This window comes from Mesorhizobium sp. M0317, assembly GCF_040321555.1.
In the GTDB taxonomy this organism is placed as follows: Bacteria; Pseudomonadota; Alphaproteobacteria; order Rhizobiales; family Rhizobiaceae; genus Mesorhizobium.
Window position 1 is genome coordinate 1 of sequence record NZ_JAMYRV010000057.1, and the last position, 16,754, is coordinate 16,754.

The window sequence follows — 16,754 nt, forward strand, 5'->3', positions numbered from 1 at the left end:
GGTGATGTTGGTGGCGCTGCCAGCATCTACGTCGGCAATCGCCAGGCCGGTGACAGAAAGGTTGGTGTCCTCGGCGACCGTCTGCAGTGCCGGCACCGTATTCACCGGTGCGTCGTTCACAGGAGTAACGGTGATCGCGACCGTGTCGCTGTCGGTCGCCAACCCGTCCGAAGTCGCGATGGTAAGGTTGTCCGCACCATTATAGTCCGGCACTGCCTTATACGTCAGACTAGAGAGCACGGTGTTGATTTGCGCCGATGTGCCCGTAATGATGACAGAATTCGTCCCGTTCTGGGTGACACCTGGCCCGGACGTCACCGTAAGCGTGCCGTGAATAACCGAGATCGTCGTCGTTAGCAGCCCGCCGTCGGAATCCGCGACAGATACTCCCCCGATCGCTTTTGTCGTGTCCTCGGTAGCGATCTGCGTCCCAAGGGGGACAGTGTTTACCGGCCCATGATTTGTGGTGTTGTCGACCGTCACAGGGGCGATCGTCTCGACGGCACTGACCTTCAGGTTGACGCTCTTGAACTGGTAAAATGACTGATCCGCCTGCAGCGTTTGCTGATTTCTGTGAGCCGGATACCAAACAGTATTGAAATAGTTGATCTCGTCGTTCAGCGCCTGCATGAATGCGGCGTCATTGCTTTGTTGGACACTGACGTAGATCTTAAGGGTGTCTATCTCCCCCGTTCCGCCCTTGGCCGAGCCGTTTCCGCCATCGTAGTTGTCGTATCCGCCAAAAGAACTGCCGCTCTGAGCAGCTCCGTTGTCGTAGACGGTGCCGCCGGCGAGAGTGCCAGGCAATCCGCCTGATCCCGCAACGTAGGTGCTCCCAAGCTTGTACTGGTTCTCGTAGGCCCGGAAGATCAGAAGGTCAGCGCCTGATCCGCCCAGAAGGTCATCAAAACCGCTGCCACCGTCAAGGGTATCGGCGCCTGACCCGCCATTCAGGCGATCGTCTCCAGCACCCCCCGATAGCACGTCGTCTAAGCTGCCGCCGACCAGATTGTCGTTGCTGCCTGTGCCAATGGTCGTTGCCATGTCCTGTCCCCTATCTCGCTAGTTGTTCTTGTCGGTCAAGAACTGCCGACGACGACCTGCCACTTGCGGTGGGGTCGCTCAAAAAATGCGAATCTGTGCAAGCAAGGTTGCCTTCGCCAAAAAACGGCGAGATTCCGGGCGAGAGCGCCAGGACCAATGAGTTCGCGTTCAGACCAATGACATTTGTATCGACGCCAAACGCCCATGCTCGCGAGTCCGCCGAATACCTGATGTCGGCTGAAACTTCGCAATAGGCGCCCCCGGGTCTCTTCGCATCGGTCGAGGCAGGAAGCCCATCATCGATATGGCAAAGTCCGATTCCGACCAAATCGTTGCACGGATCGAGAAAAATAACGGCCAACGGCATGGAAATGAGGATGGTTGTATTTTCGACAAAGCCGCAGGCCCCGTCTCCCATCGGCGGTGTATTTGGAAACGATGTCGCAGTTTCGTTGGCGTCTGTGCTTTGACAAGAAGCCATTTAAGCCCAACCCCCTTGTTACTCTTACACCAGCACAAAAACAGATGCCCCATCATCTATTTTAGTACATCAGTCGGCGGCTATCTTGTTCTCCATTTAAACGTTTTGAACGACCAACATGCTGGTTTTGACCGACGTCTATTGTCAGCGCACAATCCAGAGGAGTCGCAGGTGGCGTCGCAACCCCGCGATCAGCCATGGAATCAACATGGCCGTCCACAGACGGGTCTTGTCTTAACGATGGTAGCTGCCGAGTTTTCCTGGCCGCGCTGCGTTCCCCTTAGCCCTATGGCGTCGCCGATTCCTGATTGCCGGTCCAGGATTTCTTAGGCGATGCTTATATTAGCACATTCTTAACGCTAATGAAGAGTAAGCGTCAACATCCAAAAGGAGGGACGGTTAACGGCCTAAAATCGAGCAATGGCAGGGGCTGCCGCGCCAGAAAGTAGAACGATAGCCGAGGGCGCAAGTTTGGTGACCTCAGGCTCCCATACGTCCCATGCGCTACCGCAGGCACTTCGGGTTGGGTTGGATCAGCCATTTGCCAGACTATCCGACGCAGTATCGGAGCGAGACGGCGATATGCATCTGGAAGATTCATCGGCTTGTTTTTGGCCTTCCAGCTGGAGATGCGGTTAGATCTATCTAGCCGAGAGCATCAACCCGTGATTCATCCATTCCTCAGCCGATCGACGAAGGCTTCGGCCTCGAAGAATTTGACATCGTGAGCCAGCCAATGACGGAATCGATCCGCATATTCCATAAATGATGTTCTGCGACTTCGATCTATAGCGGCTAATAATGCGACAATCCGGCAATTTAGAAGCGCGACACTTTTCGCGTAACTCGATCGCAGATCGCCCCTAATCCTCAGAGGAAAGAGACATCGCAACACACTCCTTCAACCGCGCTTAAGGACCAACAGGCCGAGCGCTTTGAGGATTGTTGCAAATGATCTCTCTTACGACATTGTCTGACAATGAGCTCCATCGCCTCGAAGCCGTTCAGAAGATCCGCGAGCACCGTCTGAGCGTTGTTCATGCTGCAGAACTCCTCGGTATCAGTCGCAGCCAGGTGCATCGTCTGATCCAAGCCTACAACAGCAAAGGCGCAGCCGGCCTAGCATCCAAAGAAGCGCGGGAAGTGGTTTGCCTCGTTGTGAAGGCCGAATTGACCAGACCATTTATCGCGGCACCCCGATCCACCCTCTTTCGATCCGTCCAGCTACGCACAATGGGAGCGCGGAGACGGGCTTGACCGATTGTTGGCGGCGGATCACGCTATGAAAGCCGCAGTTGTGGCTTCGCTCCGGGGGGAAGTGTCATGAGAATGGGGTTACTCGCCGTCGGCATTGCCGTTACGGCATCGACGTTCAGCACTGACGGATCGGCGCAGGCGAAGGATCTCTTCGTCCATATCAAGAGCGCCAAAGATTTGGACAAACTCAATCCATATTACGGCGGTATTCCCAGCTTTCAACTTGACAAGAAAAACACCGCACTTATCGGAAATCTCTTCCCTCACGGCGTTGCGACCAGCGACGAGGGTCTCTACGTCCTGCGCGATCAGGATCCCGACCACATCAAGTGCATGAGCGAGAACGGCTTGGCACCATTGCTCCAGATCCGCGATCTGATGAAGGATCCACTGGCCGCAATCGTCGGAGACTTCGAGATCAAGCCGATGGTCGGCTGCAACGAGCGATGGCACCGGAAGATCATCGATGCCCTTACCAAAAAAGATGCGAAGATCGAGGAGATCAAGCTCGAGGCTCAAGATCAGAATACACGCGATCAGGTTACCCAGATCGTGCAGATGCTGAAGGGACTCAAAGTCGATATCGAGGATCCGGAGGGTCCGATCGGCGCGTTGAAGTCTCAAATGAACGCCATCGCCGCATCGAACACGGAACTCATCAATATCCTGAAGACGCAGCAGAGGGCCGCGGACAAGGCCGACAAAATCCGTGAGCAGAAAGCCAAAATCGAGGCGGGTGCTCAATTCACCGACATGCTGGGCAAGATCGTCTTCGCCAATAATCCCGAGGCCGCCTATAAGGTCAGCGTCGCCACAAAGGGATTGTCTTCGATCGCTCAGAACATTGTCGACATCAGCCACGCGGAAAAGATCGGTCAACAACTGCTTTCCGGTCTCAGCGCCACCAATGCCGCGCTCTCGATGATTTCTATGTTCAGTGCGTTCGGTGAGGACCCACTGCCTCGATGATCAAACAGGGTTTTGACAGCCTGCACAACGACATCCAGAACCTCGCGGGGACCATGAACAACCGGTTCGATCGGGTCGAAGCCGGAATGCAGCTCATCTACAACAACATGAACAGCCGGTTCGACCGGTTGGATGTGGAGCTGGCGACACTCGGCAGTCTTCTCGGCAAGCTGGATGACAGGGTGAAGCATGACCATAAGATCACAGAAGAGGCATTGGCAGCGCTACTGAGTCATCCCGTCAAGAAGTCCTATGCGATCTGCGCCGAGAAATATGCCGACCAAGTCATCAGCTTTGATGCGCTCCGGGACTGCCAGGGAGAATTCGCTTCATTCGGCACATCTGGCTCAGTCGATGCCTCGCTGAACGGGGAGGCTTTTTTCGATGTTGCATTGGCGCCTGAGGCATCCGCAAATCTGCTCGACGGAATCGATTTGCAAAATCAGTTGGGGTACTTGCGAAGCTCGCTGGTCGATGGCTTGAGCAACCCGGGCGCAGGGTCGGCGATACTGACCAAGAAAACCGCGTCGCCTTTCATCTGGGCCAACACGATAGATGCCTATCTCCATCTGTTCGATCTTGCGCCCAAGCTGGTAAGGAACCCGATTGAATCCGAGGCTCTCATCAAAGCCTCTCAGGGTCAGATTGCCGGTTTGATCGGCACGCGATCGCTGATGGACTTTTCCAAGATCGTTGAGACCTTCGATGCTCACGGTGTGTCTTTTGTTTCTGTCACCCAGCAGTTCAACACCACGACGTCGATGGGCAGGCTGACGCTCAACGTGCTCCTCTCATTCGCTCAGTTCGAGCGGGAAGTGACCGCAGACCGCATCCGCGACAAGATCGCTGCATCCAGAAAGAAGGGTATGTGGATGGGCGGTACCGTTCCGCTCGGCTACCGTGCAGTTGATAAGAAGCTGATGGTTCATGAAGCGGCAGCGACAATCGTCCGGTCGATATTCCAGCGCTATCTGGAATTGAAGTCGGTAATGGCCATGGCCGATGAACTCAATCAAAGCCAAACGGTGGACGGATCCACGCCGCTTCGATCCCCAGTCAGTCGTGGGCGACTCTATCACCTGCTTTCAAACCCAGTTTACATCGGTCAGGCTCGTCACAAAGACACCTGCTACGAAGGCGCTCACCAGCCGATCATACACGCGGAATTGTTTGCCTCGGTTCAGGCACTGTTGAAGGAGCAAGGGCCGAAACGCCGATCGCGATCGAATGCCGCGGATCTGCATCTACTCACAGGCCTCGTCTTTGACGAAACCGGCGATCGGCTGAGCCCTGCCTATGCGAGCAACCATGGCAAGCGCTACCGCTACTACATCTCCAATCGGCTGAAGGTCGCTCGGCGCAAGGACGACACCGGCTGGAGAGTTCCGGCTGATGAGCTGGAAGCAATCGTCGATCAGCAGCTGATTGCTTTGCTCAACGACAAATCGCGACTGGCTGAATGGATCGAGCAGTACGCATCAAAGGATAAGATCGCGAGTGGTGTGAGCGAAGCGGATGGGCTCTTGAGTGACTCACCAGTATGTAAGTCAAAGCGTAGATCGATCATCAAAAATGCGATCGTGAGGATAACGCTTGCGCCCGAGGCCATTGAGTTTGCAATCAGTCCTGCTGCTTTGGTGGGTGTGATCTTGCAATCACAGGGCGAAGGAAAATCCGATGCTACAAACTGCCAGCAAGCTGTCTTCGCGGCAGAGACTTACAAAATTGCCGTCGCATGCCAGATACAAAGGCGTGGAAATGAGGCTCGCTTGATCATTGGAGATCAGCCAAAGCGCGAAAAGGTTCCTGACCTGGGCCTTGTCAATCTGCTGGCCAGGTCGCACTCGATGTTGTCGGCTCTCACAAATGGATCGGCTCGAAGCATTTCGGAACTCTCGAAAGTTACCGGCATCCACCGCGCTGACCTCAGCAAGGCATTGCCATTAGCCTTCCTGTCTCCGGCGATCGTGGACGACATCTTGGCGGGCAATCAACCTGTCAGCTTAACCGCCAGGCGGCTGGCTCGGCTCGGCGATCTGCCGGTTGATTGGAACCAGCAGCAGTCCCTTCTGGGCTTTTAGTCACACCCATGCCCGCTCTGTTTTCCGCTGCACCGGGACTCACAAGCGATCTCTCTGCATCGACTGCAAAAACAATAGGGCACGCAAAGCCGGACAAAGAGACGGGCGTTGGAAACTCGGCGGATACAGAGACGAATTGCGCAGCCCAGCCCGACTGTCCGGAGAAGGCTGCGGCTAACTCTCGGATAAGTCGACCGAATTTCGAGCCATCCGACATAGGCTATATCTACAGTGACTGAATGGTGATCCCGACAGGAATCGAACCTGTGACCTACAGATTAGGAATCTGCCGCTCTATCCTACTGAGCTACGGGACCACGCGGCCCGACACATAGCCGCTTCCGATCGTTTCGCCAAGAGGGCTCGCCGAAGGCAATGAAGAGGCCGGCCGAAGGCAATTCGGCCGGCCTTTCGGCGGCATATGTCAGGCTGCGAGCGCCGTTTCGGCCAGTTTTACCCAGTAGCTCATGCCGTGCGGGATGACTTCGTCGTTGAAGTCGTAGGCCGGATGGTGGAGGCCGGCGGTCTCGCCATTGCCGATGAAGATGAAGGCGCCAGGGCGGGCTTCCAGCATGTAGGAGAAGTCTTCGCCGCCCATCACCGGCTGGATGGCGCGGTGGACCTGGGTGTCGCCGGCGACATTTGCCGCGACATCGCCGGCAAAGACCGTTTCTTCCGGATTGTTGAAGGTCACGGGATAGTTGGCGTCATAGTCGACGGTGATCGTCGCGCCGAAGGCGGTGGCTATTCCTTCGCAGATGGTGCGGATGCGCTCTTCCGATTTCTTGGCGATCTCTTTCTTTAGCGTGCGCACCGTGCCGGCGATCTCGGCGGTCTCGGGAATGACGTTATAGGCGTCGCCGGCGTGGAATTTCGTCACCGAAACCACCACCGCCTCGACCGGATCGGTGCTGCGCGAAGCGACCGTCTGCAGGGCGCCGACCAGCTGGCTGGTGATGACAATCGGGTCGATCGTGCCGTGCGGCATCGCCGCATGGCCGCCGCGGCCCTTCACGGTGATGGTGAACTCGGCGGTCGCCGCCATGATCGGACCCGGCCGGATGGCGAACTGGCCGACCGGCAGGCCCGGCATGTTGTGCATGCCAAAGACGCGCGAAATGTCGAAACGCTCCATCATGCCGTCCTTGACCATCTCGTTGCCGCCGCCGCCGCCCTCTTCGGCCGGCTGGAAGATAACCGCGACCGAACCGGCGAAATTGCGCGTTTCGGTCAGATATTTGGCGGCGCCCAAAAGCATCGCCGTATGGCCGTCATGGCCGCAGGCATGCATTTTGCCAGGAATGGTCGAGGCATAGGGCTTGCCGGTGATCTCGTTGATCGGCAGCGCGTCCATGTCGGCGCGCAAGCCGATGGTCGCGCCTTGCCCCTTGCGGCCATGGATGATGCCGACGACGCCGGTCTTGCCGAGGCCCGTCACCACGTCGTCGCAGCCGAATTCCTTCAGCTTCTCGGTGACGAAGGCGGCGGTCTTGAAGACATCGAAATTCAGTTCTGGCGTCTGGTGCAGATGGCGTCGCCAGCCGGCAACTTCATCCTGCATCTCGGCGGCGCGGTTGAGAATCGGCATAATGGTTCCATCTCGCTGTTGGAGCAGACGATCTGGCCTGCTTGATTGCAATTGTGATTGCCATGCTTGTTGCCATCTTGGCACTTTGCCATCTTGGCGTCACATAGGGTAAATAGCACCCCAGACAATGTGATCCGGAAATTGAGGGCCGGATCAGGTCATGCTGGCCATCGCGTAACGAAATCTTACGGAGCCAGGGGCGACTACGGCAAGAGGCGATTTCGGATTCCATGATGCGGCACAGCCATATCCTCAAATTACTGCTAACGGGCGGCTTGGCGCTACCCATGCTGGCTGGGCCAGCTTTGGCCAATCCGGTGATCCTGTTCGACCTCAACAGCGGCAAGGTTCTGCAGCACCAGGACGCCTTCAAGCGCTGGTATCCCGCTTCGCTGAGCAAGCTGATGACCGCCTATGTCACCTTCCGGGCGATTGCCGCCGGCGAGGTCCAGCTCGATTCACCGATCAAGGTGACCAAGCATTCGGCGGGCGAGCCGCCGAGCAAGATGGGCTTCAAGCCGGGCTCGGTGATGCGGCTCGACAATGCGTTGAAGATGATGCTGGTCAAATCGGCCAACGATATCGCCATGGCCATCGGCGAAAACATAGGCGGCTCGCAGGCCGGATTCGCCGTTCGCATGAATGCGGAGGCGGCGCGGCTTGGCATGACCGGAACGCATTTCGTCAATCCGAACGGCCTGTTTTCGCCGGAGCAGTACACGACGGCGCGCGATCTTGCCCTGCTGGTGATGGCGATCCGCAAGGAATTCCCGCAATACGCCCCCTGGTTCTCGATCGAAGGCCTTGCCGTCGGCAAGAAGGCGATCTCCAACTACAATCTCTTGATCGGGCGCTATCCCGGCGCCGACGGCATGAAAACCGGGTTCGTCTGTCCCTCGGGCTTCAACATGATCGGCTCGGCGACACGCAATGGCCGCACGCTGGTCGCGGTCGTGCTCGGCGAAAAATCGGCGATCAGCCGTGCCGAGACCGCCGCCAGGCTGCTTGACCAGGGCTTTGCCATGCCCGACCCGAACTGGCTCACGGTCGCGGCCATGCCTTCCTATGGCGATACCATGTCACCCAACGACATGCATGATGAGATCTGCAGGAAGAAGGCGCCGCACGAGCAGTCCGAGGCGGCTCCGCCGGTGGCCGCGAAGGGCGCCGACGTGCCGAAATCGCCCTATCAGGAAAAGCTCGACCACGTGCCGACGCTGGTTGCAGTCGGCCTCGGCGGCGCCACCGGGCCGGCGCCGAAGGCGATGCTCGACCAGGGCGGCCAGGAATACGCCGATGTGCCGCTGCCGAGCTGGCGGCCAGACATTCCGGCGCCAAAGGGCGCCGAACCGGCCGTGGTGGGCCAGGCCACCGCGGTGCAGGGCGACCAGCTGGTCAAAGCCGCGAACTAGGCGATGGCTGGCTTTCCGATACCCGTCACGGTGGTCACCGGCTTCCTCGGCGCCGGCAAGACGACATTGCTCAACCGGCTGCTCAAAGATCCGGCACTGGTCGACACGGCCGTCATCATCAACGAATTCGGTGAGGTGGCGATCGACCACCTGCTGGTCGAGCAGGCCTCGGACGGCATCATCCAGTTGTCCGACGGCTGTCTGTGCTGCACGGTGCGCGGCGAACTGGTCGATACGCTGGCTGACCTCGTCGACCGGCTGCAGACCGGCCGTATCGCCCGCCTTGCCGGCGTCGTTGTCGAAACCACCGGGCTCGCCGATCCGGCGCCGGTGCTGCAGTCGATCATGGCGCATCCCGCCCTTGTGCAGGCCTTCCGACTTGATGGCGTCATCACGCTGGTCGACGCGGTCAACGGCAATGCGACGCTCGACGGCCATGTCGAGGCGGTCAAGCAGGTGGCGGTCGCCGATCGCATCGTGCTGACCAAGGTCGATCTGGCCAGCGATCCCGGCGACGTCAATGCTTTGCGAACGCGACTCCATCAGCTCAATCCAGGCGCCGTGGTGCTGGACGCCGGCGACGGCCGAACCGGCGTCGCGGCGCTGTTCGATTGCGGCCTCTACAATCCGGCGACCAAATCCGCCGATGTCCGGCGCTGGCTCGGCGAAGAAGCCGCCCATGAGCACCATCATCATCATGATCATGACCACGGCGAGCATGAGCATCACCACCGCCACGATTCCCGCGTGCGCTCCTACTCGCTGGTCCATGACGGCCCGGTGCCGTTTTCGGCGATTGAGATGTTCCTCGACCTGCTGCGTTCGGCGCATGGCGACAAGCTTTTGCGCATGAAGGGCGTCATCGAGCTTGCGGAGGACCCGTCGCGGCCGCTTGTCGTCCACGGGGTGCAGAAGATCCTGCATCCGCCGGCGCGGCTGCTGGCCTGGCCGGACGGCCAACGCGGCACCAGGCTGGTGCTGATCACGCTCGACATGCCGGAAGATTATGTGCGCCGGCTGTTTTCCGCCTTCACCAACCGGCCGTCGATCGACACGCCGGATCGCGCGGCGCTGGAGAGCAATCCGCTGGCGATAGCCGGGGGCTGATTGTCAGGCTCGCTATGCGCCGCGTTCGACCAGGAAGCGGTGGCCGCCGCTGACGGCTGACGTTTCAACAAGCTGGTGACCAGCGTCGGCGCAAAAGGCGGGGATGTCGATGACCGCCAGCGGGTCGGTGGTCTCCAGCCAGAGCCGGCTGCCCGGCTGCATCGCCGCCAAGCGTTTTTTCGCCTTGAGAACGGGCAGAGGGCAGTTCAGGCCCTTGAGGTCATAGATCGCGGTGTGATTTGTTTGTTTGTCTTCATGCATGTCTTTGTCCCAAAACCGCGGCGCACTTTTGGGCGGCATGCATCGGCAAGGCGAAAACCTCAGCCGCCGAACATGCCTAGCAGCTTGTTCTTGATCTTCGACATCCGGCTTTCGTCCGCCGGCGGTTCTGCAGGCGCCGCCTCGACGCTCGCAGTGGCGACCGGCTGCTGGGCGGCCTGCTTGGCTGCTTCCTTTTCGGCCAGCGCTTGGGCCTTTGCCGCTTGCTTTTCAGCCAGTGCCTGGGCCTTGGCGGCCTTCGCTGCCTCAATGGCAGCAACCCGCTGTTCCTCGGCCTTGCGCTTGGCTTCCTTCTCTGCGTCCAGCGCCGCCATCTTGCGGCCGGCGGGCGAATCGATGCGGCCCATGCGCGCCGTCTCGGTCAGCGTGCCGTCGGAATTCAGCGACGGCGGTTCGATCGGCACGCGCTCGCCCCGGGCGCGGCGCTTCGACCAGTCGGAAACGATGCTGGCTTCCTTGATGCCGGCAATGGTCGGCTTGGGCGCCGGAACACTGGCCTTGACCGCGCCGGTGAAGGCCGCGTCATAGCTGCTTTGATAGGCGTTGAGTGCGCTCTTCAGCGAATCCGGCTGCGTGGTCGCGGGGCAGGCGCCAGTCGGATCGAATGTCGTGCCCTCGGGCGCCACCTGGTTGAAGACATAGCGCTTGTCGCAGACATCGACCTTCGGCGGCACCTTGGTGATCTCGAAATTGTCGTAACCGACCTTCAGCATCTTCCAGAACTCATAGTTCGGGTCGTTGCGGTAGCGCGCCATGTTGGCGGCGGTCATGCGGAATGGGAAGGCCTGGATCTGGAACTCGGTCTGGCCGCCCTGGAAGGCATCGCGACCAAAAGCGTAGATCTGCTCGATCTGCGGGTCGGTCATCGAATAACAGCCCGACGACGAGCAGGCGCCATGCACCATCAGATTGGCGCCGGTGCGGCCATTGGCACGGTCATAGGCGTTGGGATAGCCGATGTTGAAGGACAGATGATAGTTCGAGCGCGGATTCATCTGCGACGGGCGGACCGTATAGAAACCTTCCGGCGCCTGGCGGTCGCCCTCGGTGTATTTCGGGCCGAGCTTGCCCGACCATTTGCAGATGTCGTAGCTGGCGACCATCTCGTAGCGGCCGGTGGTCTTGGCCTTCCAGATTTCGAGCTTGCCTTCTTCCTTGAAGATGCGAGCCATCACCGACGAGGTGCGGATCATGCCCTTGGCCTTCATGTCGGCCAGGATCTTGTCCGGCAGCGGCTTGCTGGCTTCCGGCGCAAAATTCTTCATCGAGGAATCGTTGCAGCCGGCAACGCCAAGCGCGGCGATCAGAAGTCCAGTGCGGGCAAGCTTGGTAAACATGGATACGGCTATGTCTTTTTCTCGCGTCACGGCCGGATAGCGCCCGGGCCTGCATGCTGAACACTGACGGACCCTAAGCCCGTTAACCTTGAAAATTCCTTACCGCAAGCGTCGGACGGCGCCCCCCACGGCAATTCGCCCGGTGTCACGGATTTTTTATTGAGCCGAATGCGGCGGCATTTTTGTGGCGAAATTGCTCCTTGACGCCACATTGCGGTGCGCTGCCGGCCAAAATCAGAGGCTGCGGCCCATCGCAAGATATTTTTCGCGGCGCTGTTCGCGAAAATCGGTGTTGGCGCCGGCAAAATCCTTCATCGTCTTGGCGATCAGGTCGCCGGTGGCGGCGATCACCGTTTCGGGCGCGCGCTGGGCGCCGCCGAGCGGCTCGGCAATGATGGCGTCGATGATCTTCATTTCCAGAAGGTCCTGGGCGGTGATCTTCATGTTGGTCGCCGCATCTTTCGAGCGCGTCGTGTCGCGCCACAGGATCGAGGCAGCGCCTTCCGGCGAGATCACCGAATAGATGGCGTGTTCCAGCATGTAGACGCGGTTGGCGGTGGCGATCGCAATGGCGCCGCCCGAACCGCCTTCGCCGATTACAACCGAAATCGATGGCACTTTGAGGCCGAGGCAGGCCGAGGTTGAGCGGGCGATGGCTTCAGCCTGGCCGCGTTCCTCGGCGCCAACGCCGGGGTAGGCGCCGGCGGTGTCGACCAGCGTCAGAAGTGGGATCTGGAAACGGTCGGCAAGTTCCATCAGCCGCACGGCCTTGCGGTAGCCTTCAGGGCGCACCGAGCCGAAATTGTGCTTGAGCCGGCTCGCCGTGTCGGAGCCCTTTTCCTGACCGATGACGGCCACCGGTTCGCCGCGGAAGCGGGCGAAGCCGCCGATGATCGCCTGGTCCTCGCCGAAATTGCGGTCGCCGGCGAGTGGCGTGAAATCGCTGAACAGACCCTTGATGTAGTCGAGGCAATGCGGCCTGTCGGTGTGGCGCGCGACCTGCACCTTCTGCCACGGCGTCAGCGCCTTGTAGATGTCGCGCAGCGCGTCGCGCACGCGCTTCTCGAGCCGGCTGATTTCGTCGCCGACGTCGACCGCCTCGCCATTCTCGGCAAGCTTCTTCAGCTCGAGGATCTTGAGTTCAAGGTCCTGCACCGGCTTTTCGAAATCGAGGTAATTGTACATTCTTGAGCGGACCGATGCGTCGGAAGGCAAACATCGCGCAGATGTAGGCTCCGCGCGGGCACGTTGCCCTCACATAGCGATATGAGGCCTAGTCGGCAAGCGGATGATGATCGTTGACCAGCCGCACTAACCGCTCTTCCAGCACATGCGTGTAAATCTGCGTGGTCGAGATATCGGCGTGGCCGAGCAGCTGCTGCACCGCCCTGAGATCGGCGCCGTTCTGCAGGAGATGGCTGGCGAAAGCATGGCGCAGCACATGCGGCGAAATTTTCGCCGCCGATATGCCGGCCCGCGCGGCAAGGCCTTTGAGATCGCGGGCAAAGACCTGCCGGGAGAGAAAGCCGCTGTCGCCGGCGGCCGGGAACAGAAACGGGCTGTCGGCGAAAGCCGGCACCGTGGCCCGGGCTGTGAGCCAAGCCCGCATCGCCGTGCCGGCCTTGGCCGACAGCGGCACCATGCGCTCCTTGTCGCCCTTGCCGCGCACCATGAAGAAGCGGTCGTCGCGCTGGGCGACGGTCACCGGCAGGCCGACAAGTTCGGAGACGCGCAGGCCGGTGGCATAGAGCACCTCGACCAAAGCGTGCAGGCGCAGTGCCGCCACCCGGTCGCCATTGACGCCATCGCCTGTCTCAAGCGCCGCACGGTCGAGCAGCCGACCGGTATCGGCCTCGCTCATCGTCTTGGGCAGCGGCCGGCCCTTTTTCGGACTGTCCAGCGTGCCGGTCGGGTCGTCGCCGCGCAAGCCCTCGGCGTAGAGAAACTTGAAGAACTGGCGGATCGCCGACAGTTTGCGCGCCTGCGACGTCGACGCAAAGCCGCGCGCCGCGATATCGTCGAGATAGGCGCGGATGTCGGCTGCGGCGGCAGCGGCAAGCCCGCCGGCAATCTGCTGCGAAGCGTCTTCGAGATCACGGCGGTAGGAAGACAGCGTGTTTGCAGCGGCACCGCGTTCGGCGCTCATCATCTCGAGAAAGGCTTCGATGCGAGCCGCGCTGTTCATGTTCCAGGGATCAGTTTGGGGTCAGTTTTTCTTGGGGTTCAGCTTTTCCGGTGGAATGCGCACGGTGATTTCGGCTTTTTTCGGCTCGACGAACATCGCCAACGCCACCATCGTACCATAGGCAATGCCGGCAAGAATCATCATCGTCACGACAAAGCGGAACAGTGTCGGCATCAATCTTCGCCCGTCTTCTTGCTCTGCGATTCCAAGCCCTGTGTCCTTATGGGACGCTAATTCCGTCAATTCAAGGACGAAGGGCTCTGCGTGCGAAAGGCGCTATGCTTGACGCAAACGGGCTTTTGATGTCGATACGCCGGCAAAGACGGCTTAGAAACAGCATGGTCTCATGAACGCGTTACCAGCAAATCCTCCCGGCGATAGCCATGCCGCGCTGCTCGACAGGCTGGGCAGCCGCTCGATCGTCTTTGTCGGCCTGATGGGCGCCGGCAAGACGGCGATCGGCCGCAAGGTGGCGACGATGCTGTCGCTGCCCTTCGTCGACAGCGACCAGGAGATCGAAACCGTGTCGCGCATGACGGTGCCGGAACTGTTCGAACGCTATGGCGAGACCGAATTCCGGGCATTGGAGCAGCGCGTCATCCTGCGCGTGCTGGAGAGTGGGCCGCAGGTGCTGTCGACCGGCGGCGGCGCGTTCATGAATGCGCAGACGCGGGAAGCGATCGCCGGTCATGGCGTGTCGGTGTGGCTGAAGGCCGAGATCGACCTATTGATGGAACGCGTGTCCAAGAAGCAGAACCGGCCGTTGCTCAAAAGCGCCGATCCGCGCGCCGTGCTCGAGCGACTGATGGGCGAGCGCTACCCGGTCTATGCCACGTCCAACATCACCGTGCCGACACGCGACGACCGCAAGGAGGTCATTGCGACGGAGGTTGTCGACGCGCTGTGCGGGCATTTCGGCATTCCGGCTCCGACTGCGCCAGGCGAGGTGCGGCTGTGAGCGAACCGGTCACTGTCGAGGTCGGCCTTGGCGAGCGTGCCTATGACATCCTGATCGGCCCTGGCCTTTTGGCGCGCGCCGGCGCCGAGATTTCGCGCCGCCTGCCCGGCACGAGGGCGGCGGTGGTCACCGACGACAATGTCGCGGCGGCACATCTCGACGCGCTGAAGGCCGGTCTGGAAACAGGCGGCATCCAGCCTGCCGTCATCACTTTGCCGGCCGGCGAAAAAACCAAGAGCTTTGCCCATCTCGAAGAGGTGGTCGACGGCGTGCTCGCCGCCAAGCTGGAGCGCGGCGATGTCGTCATTGCGCTCGGCGGTGGCGTCATCGGCGACCTGACCGGCTTTGCCGCCGGCATCGTGCGCCGCGGCATGAATTTCGTCCAGATTCCAACCTCGCTGCTGGCGCAGGTCGATTCCTCGGTCGGTGGCAAAACCGGCATCAACAGTCCGCGCGGCAAGAATCTGGTCGGTGTCTTCCACCAGCCGAAACTGGTGCTGGCCGATACCGAAGTGCTCGACACGCTGCCGATCCGCGAATTTCGCGCCGGCTATGCCGAGCTTGCCAAATACGGGTTGATCGACCGACCGGCGTTTTTCGCCTGGCTGGAAGCGAACTGGGAAAAGGTGTTCGCTGGCGGACCGGAGCGGGCCGAGGCCATCGCCGAGGCGTGCCGCGCCAAGGCCGATGTCGTCGCCCGCGACGAGTTCGAAACCGGCGACCGCGCACTGCTCAATCTTGGCCACACATTCGGCCATGCGCTGGAAGGCGCCACACAGTATGACGGCGCCCGCCTCGTCCATGGCGAAGGCGTCGCCATCGGCATGGCCTTGGCGCACCGTTTTTCCGCAAGGCTCAATCTGGCCAGCCCGGACGACGCGGCGCGCGTGGAGGCGCATCTTCGCGCCGTCGGTCTACCCTGGCGGATGGCCGACATCCCTGGTGAGTTGCCCGATGGCGAGGCGCTGCTTGGCTTCATCACCCAGGACAAGAAAGTGTCGCGCGGCGCGCTGACATTCATCCTGACGCGCGGTGTTGGCCAGGCTTTTATTGCCAAGGATGTACCGGCGTCGGAAGTGCTTTCGTTCCTGAGGGAGAACCATCCGGGCCAGGAAAGCCGGCGGCGATGATCAACGAACCCGGCTGGACCGTCGTCGCCGTCCTTGCCATCCTTATCCTGCTGGTCCTGGCCGTGCGCACGCGCCTGCTTGCCATGTTCGGCTATGAGCTGTCGCGCATCGAGCCGCAGCGCTCGACACAGGACGAGTTGCGCGGCGCGGTCGACGATTTCCGCCGCGACGGCCAAATGGTGCGTGAGGACCGCGACCGCGTCGGCGGGCTGTTCGACCTCGCCGAACTCGAAGTCTCCGACATCATGGTCCACCGTACCAATATGCGCTCGGTCAATGCCGACAATGGGCCGGAAGCGGTGGTGCGCGAGATTCTGCAGAGCCCGCACACCCGCATGCCGTTGTGGCAGGGCTCGCTCGACAACATTGTCGGGGTGCTGCACGCCAAGGACCTGCTGCGAGCGCTGAACGAGGTCGGCAACGACTTTTCCCGGATCGACGTGATGAAGATCGCTTCGAAGCCTTGGTTCGTGCCCGACACCACCACGCTGCAGGAACAGCTCAACGCCTTCCTGCGCGCCAAGGCGCATTTCGCTATCGTCGTCGACGAATATGGCGAGGTCGAAGGGCTGGTGACGCTGGAGGACATTATCGAGGAGATCGTTGGCGAGATCGCCGACGAGCACGATGTAGACATTCAGGGCGTGAAGCAGGAGGCGGACGGTTCCGTGGTCGTCGACGGCACCGTGCCGATCCGCGATCTCAACCGGGCGCTCGACTGGAACCTGCCTGACGAGGAAGCGACCACCATTGCCGGCCTGGTCATCCACGAGACGCAGTCGATCCCCGAGGAAAAGCAGGCTTTCACCTTCCACGGCAAGCGCTTCGTGGTGATGAAGCGCGACAAGAACCGGATCGCCAGAATCAGGATCAGGCCGGCGGGCGAATCTTAAAGGTACCGAGCAGGCCCGCCACATGACGCTCTT

General features: G+C 60.5%; 14 protein-coding genes, 1 tRNA gene and 1 pseudogene. 8 read left to right on the forward strand and 8 right to left on the reverse strand.

Translation table 11 applies throughout. The features are described 5' to 3' along the window. A partial coding sequence (locus NKI88_RS28370) for a calcium-binding protein (RefSeq protein ID WP_352658739.1) occupies positions 1-1,044 on the reverse strand: 1,044 nt, incomplete at its 3' end. 1,432 nt (positions 1,045-2,476) lie between these two features. Here NKI88_RS28370 and NKI88_RS28375 point away from each other — a divergent pair. The 3 genes and pseudogenes from NKI88_RS28375 to NKI88_RS28385 form a co-directional block, all read left to right on the forward strand. Beyond that, positions 2,477-2,659 (forward strand): annotated as a pseudogene (locus NKI88_RS28375) (helix-turn-helix domain-containing protein); the annotation flags it as partial. A 195-nt stretch (positions 2,660-2,854) separates the two neighbouring features. Beyond that, positions 2,855-3,751, forward strand: a complete 897-nt coding sequence (locus NKI88_RS28380) for a hypothetical protein (RefSeq protein WP_352658741.1) — start codon at positions 2,855-2,857, stop codon at positions 3,749-3,751. After that, complete coding sequence (locus NKI88_RS28385; RefSeq protein ID WP_352658743.1) at positions 3,748-5,832, forward strand: recombinase family protein; 2,085 nt, start codon at positions 3,748-3,750, stop codon at positions 5,830-5,832. Before NKI88_RS28380 ends, NKI88_RS28385 begins: the two co-directional genes overlap by 4 nt. Before the next feature lie 240 nt (positions 5,833-6,072). Here the strand turns inward: NKI88_RS28385 and NKI88_RS28390 are convergent. After that, positions 6,073-6,149: transfer RNA gene (locus NKI88_RS28390), tRNA-Arg, on the reverse strand. A 107-nt stretch (positions 6,150-6,256) separates the two neighbouring features. After that, on the reverse strand, positions 6,257-7,420 hold the full coding sequence (locus NKI88_RS28395; protein WP_023818459.1) for a M20 aminoacylase family protein: 1,164 nt from the start codon (positions 7,418-7,420) through the stop codon (positions 6,257-6,259). Between the two features lie 233 nt (positions 7,421-7,653). Between NKI88_RS28395 and NKI88_RS28400 the strand changes: the two genes are divergently transcribed. Beyond that, positions 7,654-8,832: a D-alanyl-D-alanine carboxypeptidase family protein gene (locus NKI88_RS28400; protein ID WP_023699101.1), complete on the forward strand. Its 1,179-nt coding sequence runs from the start codon at positions 7,654-7,656 to the stop codon at positions 8,830-8,832. 3 nt (positions 8,833-8,835) lie between these two features. Next, positions 8,836-9,939: a CobW family GTP-binding protein gene (locus NKI88_RS28405; RefSeq protein WP_352658745.1), complete on the forward strand. Its 1,104-nt coding sequence runs from the start codon at positions 8,836-8,838 to the stop codon at positions 9,937-9,939. A 12-nt stretch (positions 9,940-9,951) separates the two neighbouring features. On the opposite strand, the gene NKI88_RS28410 is transcribed toward NKI88_RS28405, so the two are convergent. The 5 genes from NKI88_RS28410 to NKI88_RS28430 all read right to left on the reverse strand — a co-directional run bounded on the left by NKI88_RS28410 (position 9,952) and on the right by NKI88_RS28430 (position 13,914). After that, positions 9,952-10,200 (reverse strand): sulfurtransferase TusA family protein, encoded by a 249-nt coding sequence (locus NKI88_RS28410; protein ID WP_027050749.1) that lies wholly within the window; start codon positions 10,198-10,200, stop codon positions 9,952-9,954. 59 nt (positions 10,201-10,259) lie between these two features. Beyond that, on the reverse strand, positions 10,260-11,555 hold the full coding sequence (locus NKI88_RS28415) for a L,D-transpeptidase family protein (protein ID WP_023751683.1): 1,296 nt from the start codon (positions 11,553-11,555) through the stop codon (positions 10,260-10,262). Positions 11,556-11,789: 234 nt separating this feature from the next. Then, positions 11,790-12,740, reverse strand: a complete 951-nt coding sequence (locus NKI88_RS28420; protein ID WP_023685389.1) for an acetyl-CoA carboxylase carboxyltransferase subunit alpha — start codon at positions 12,738-12,740, stop codon at positions 11,790-11,792. An 88-nt stretch (positions 12,741-12,828) separates the two neighbouring features. Continuing rightward, positions 12,829-13,740, reverse strand: a complete 912-nt coding sequence (locus tag NKI88_RS28425; RefSeq protein WP_352658747.1) for a site-specific tyrosine recombinase XerD — start codon at positions 13,738-13,740, stop codon at positions 12,829-12,831. Positions 13,741-13,761: 21 nt separating this feature from the next. After that, positions 13,762-13,914 carry a hypothetical protein gene (locus NKI88_RS28430; RefSeq protein WP_023670666.1) on the reverse strand — a complete coding sequence of 51 codons (153 nt, stop codon included), beginning with the start codon at positions 13,912-13,914 and terminating at the stop codon, positions 13,762-13,764. A 172-nt stretch (positions 13,915-14,086) separates the two neighbouring features. Between NKI88_RS28430 and NKI88_RS28435 the strand changes: the two genes are divergently transcribed. Genes NKI88_RS28435 through NKI88_RS28445 form a run of 3 tightly spaced genes read left to right on the forward strand, consistent with a single transcriptional unit; the run spans position 14,087 to position 16,721 of the window. Beyond that, the gene (locus tag NKI88_RS28435; protein ID WP_023670667.1) at positions 14,087-14,698 is read left to right on the forward strand and encodes a shikimate kinase; all 612 of its coding nucleotides are present in this window, start codon (positions 14,087-14,089) and stop codon (positions 14,696-14,698) included. After that, positions 14,695-15,828, forward strand: coding sequence for a 3-dehydroquinate synthase (gene aroB / locus NKI88_RS28440; RefSeq protein WP_352658749.1), 1,134 nt, complete (start codon positions 14,695-14,697; stop codon positions 15,826-15,828). The genes NKI88_RS28435 and aroB overlap by 4 nt, the downstream gene beginning before the upstream one ends. After that, positions 15,825-16,721, forward strand: coding sequence for an HlyC/CorC family transporter (locus NKI88_RS28445; RefSeq protein WP_352537005.1), 897 nt, complete (start codon positions 15,825-15,827; stop codon positions 16,719-16,721). Before aroB ends, NKI88_RS28445 begins: the two co-directional genes overlap by 4 nt. The last annotated feature ends 33 nt before the right edge of the window (positions 16,722-16,754 follow it).